This window comes from Halorubrum sp. C191, assembly GCF_002727095.1.
GTDB lineage: Archaea > Halobacteriota > Halobacteria > Halobacteriales > Haloferacaceae > Halorubrum > Halorubrum ezzemoulense.
The window spans coordinates 1-2,335 of sequence record NZ_NHNZ01000087.1; the positions used below are offsets into that span (position 1 = coordinate 1).

A 2,335-nucleotide genomic window follows, 5' to 3' on the forward strand; every position below is an offset into this window, starting at 1 on the left:
ACTCGACCGGGTCGAAATCCCAGATGTGTTTACGTATTTATGTCCGTGAGTATCACTGCCAGAAGTCGGAGTTCTACTACCCGGCGGCACTTCTCGCCGACTTGGCCTCAAACCACCTCGCCCACCGGATTAACAGCACAGACACGATGACGCGGGCAGGGGAGCTCGTCATCCCGGCCCCACGGGCGAAGCACCATCGTGGCCAGGACTGGGGGCAGGCTATCAGCGCGACCTATCGGAACTCGCCTGAGTACACCCCTCCGACGCTCCCGGCGCTTCGAGGCAACAGTGTCCGAGAGCGAGTCAATTGCTGGTACGAGGGTGCCGTCATGCCGCATGAGGGTGTGGACGAGCCGATGTCAGACTCCGTTACGCGGGTGGTCAACGCTCTCCAGCGGAACGGCTACGATGACCTCGCTGAGAAACTCCGAGAGTTGTAACTGCTGAAGTTGGAATAGCGCCATTTCCCGCCCCCACGTCCGTCGAGGGACATGGTCGAACGGGCTCAACACGCTGGCGCGCAGCGCTCACTTATTACTACTACCGGCCGCGGTGATAAATCTTCACCATAACTAATGCGAGACGACTACGGGAACAAATCCACAGTCAGACAGTAATGATCCGATGAAGGCACCCACGTTCTTCGGTGTGGCTTATCTTGGACACGGTTCTGACCGATAGATCTCCAAAACTATACGCCCATTCTATAGATTGCGTATGGCTGGACTCGTGCTAGAGAACTTGACTCTAGTGTTCTTGTCACTCTCAACTGATCACCGTCATTGCGAGCGAGAGACTCGATAGACGATTCAGGACTTATCGCGACGCTCAAACACGGCGGCAAAGTCGTCAAGAAGCTCCTGGGGTGATCGCTCATCACCACGAGACGGGAGGGGTGCTTCCCAACATTCGATCTCGAGTGTGCGCGCATTCGACACCGACTCCGGCTCAGTTAGCACATTGAAGATGCCGGTGCGATAGATAGCCAGTAGTCGCTGATCATGAACACCGACGTGGTCAATGCCAGCCCGATTCAGAACTGCTGGAATGTCGGTCGGCCCAGATAGCGAGATAGAGGCGCTTGGAGACGCCGAGTCGCTCATACGGTGGCTTTGTCCATCACACCAATAAAGACCTGCCTCGAGGAAGGTCCGGATACAGCATCAAGTCAATTCCCGTGGCCGGTCTGTCGTCTCCCAACGGGTACGGATGTGGGTACCGGCTACCCACCAGTTGAACGAGTATGGAAGGATGTCCCGGAGTCAAAACTGGTGAGTTCGGTAATACGCTGCTCCAGTTCTTCGATTTCAGCTTGGAGCTCGGTTGTGTCTTCGTCGGCTCCAGCCAACTGGTCTTTGAGCCCTTGGAGACGGGTTTCTTTCATCTCTTCATCGACGTCTGCCTTCCGTACATACTCGCTCTCTTCAATTTCGTAGACATCGGATTCAGAGAGTGACGTTACCTCCAACGCGTCGTCGAGTTTGCTCGTGTCGACGCTCATCACCCGCTCGGGGTCGATCCCTTCTGCTTCCAGTAGCTCAAGGACTGCTTCGTCATCTTTGAGTGTTCGATTCCGACGGACAGCTCGTTGAACGGACCCGTATTGCCCACTCACGGGTTGATCGTGATGGAGACGGTCAAGCAAGACGCCACGAACCTCCTGTCGGAGATCATTAGCGTTGCGCTGGACATCAGAAAGCAGCGTGTAGAGGTTCACGAGCGTCGGCACGTCTAGTTCGGTGAGTGACGTCACATCGTGCTGCTCGAGTGCGTCGATCAACAGGAGGGCATCTGCATAGACCGGGATATCGGGCTCTTCTCGTGGACCATCGTCGTGTTCAACCGTGTGCGCCTCGACAAGCGGCGACGGTGTTGGCGTCTCACTTTCGGAGAGGGTCCCGTCCCGGTCGTCGATAGTGAATCGCGGATGGAGACTCATGACGGTGGCATACGGTTCAGCCCCGGGTGGGAGGCGATCGAGATCGAACGACCCAGTCGCATCGTCAACGCGCTCAAACAGCGTCTCAAACTGCTCTCGCTGGAGCGGGACGGTCTCACTGTCGGCCTGATACTCGATCAGCACTCGGTGTTGCTGGACGTCGGTAATGTGAAACGGCTTCTGAGAGAGCGGAGTGAGGAGTGTAGCGTCTGCTGGAAGCTCCTCCACGTTGTCGAGGAGGTTGTCCCACGTCACTCGAAACGACATACTGGCGATTCAGTACTGCGAGACAAAAGCATACGGGCGTACGTGATTGAGCTCACCGTGATTAACCAACAGATAGCAGCAGAAGCGCCAGTTTGTTGGTTAATAGCTCGCGCTCTTATGTAGAACTAC

At 56.1% G+C, this 2,335-nt stretch carries 2 protein-coding genes and 1 pseudogene; 1 reads left to right on the plus strand and 2 read right to left on the minus strand.

The genetic code is table 11. The annotated features are described in order from the left end of the window. Positions 1 to 440, plus strand: a pseudogene (locus Z052_RS20735) (hypothetical protein); the annotation flags it as partial. A gap of 369 nt (positions 441 to 809) precedes the next feature. Here Z052_RS20735 and Z052_RS19740 read toward each other — a convergent pair. Next, positions 810 to 1,103, minus strand: a complete 294-nt coding sequence (locus Z052_RS19740; protein ID WP_141212129.1) for a hypothetical protein — start codon at positions 1,101 to 1,103, stop codon at positions 810 to 812. Between the two features lie 119 nt (positions 1,104 to 1,222). Next, a complete protein-coding gene (locus tag Z052_RS07660; RefSeq protein WP_099288943.1) occupies positions 1,223 to 2,206 on the minus strand; it encodes a hypothetical protein in 984 nt (327 codons plus the stop codon). Between the last annotated feature and the right edge of the window lie 129 nt (positions 2,207 to 2,335).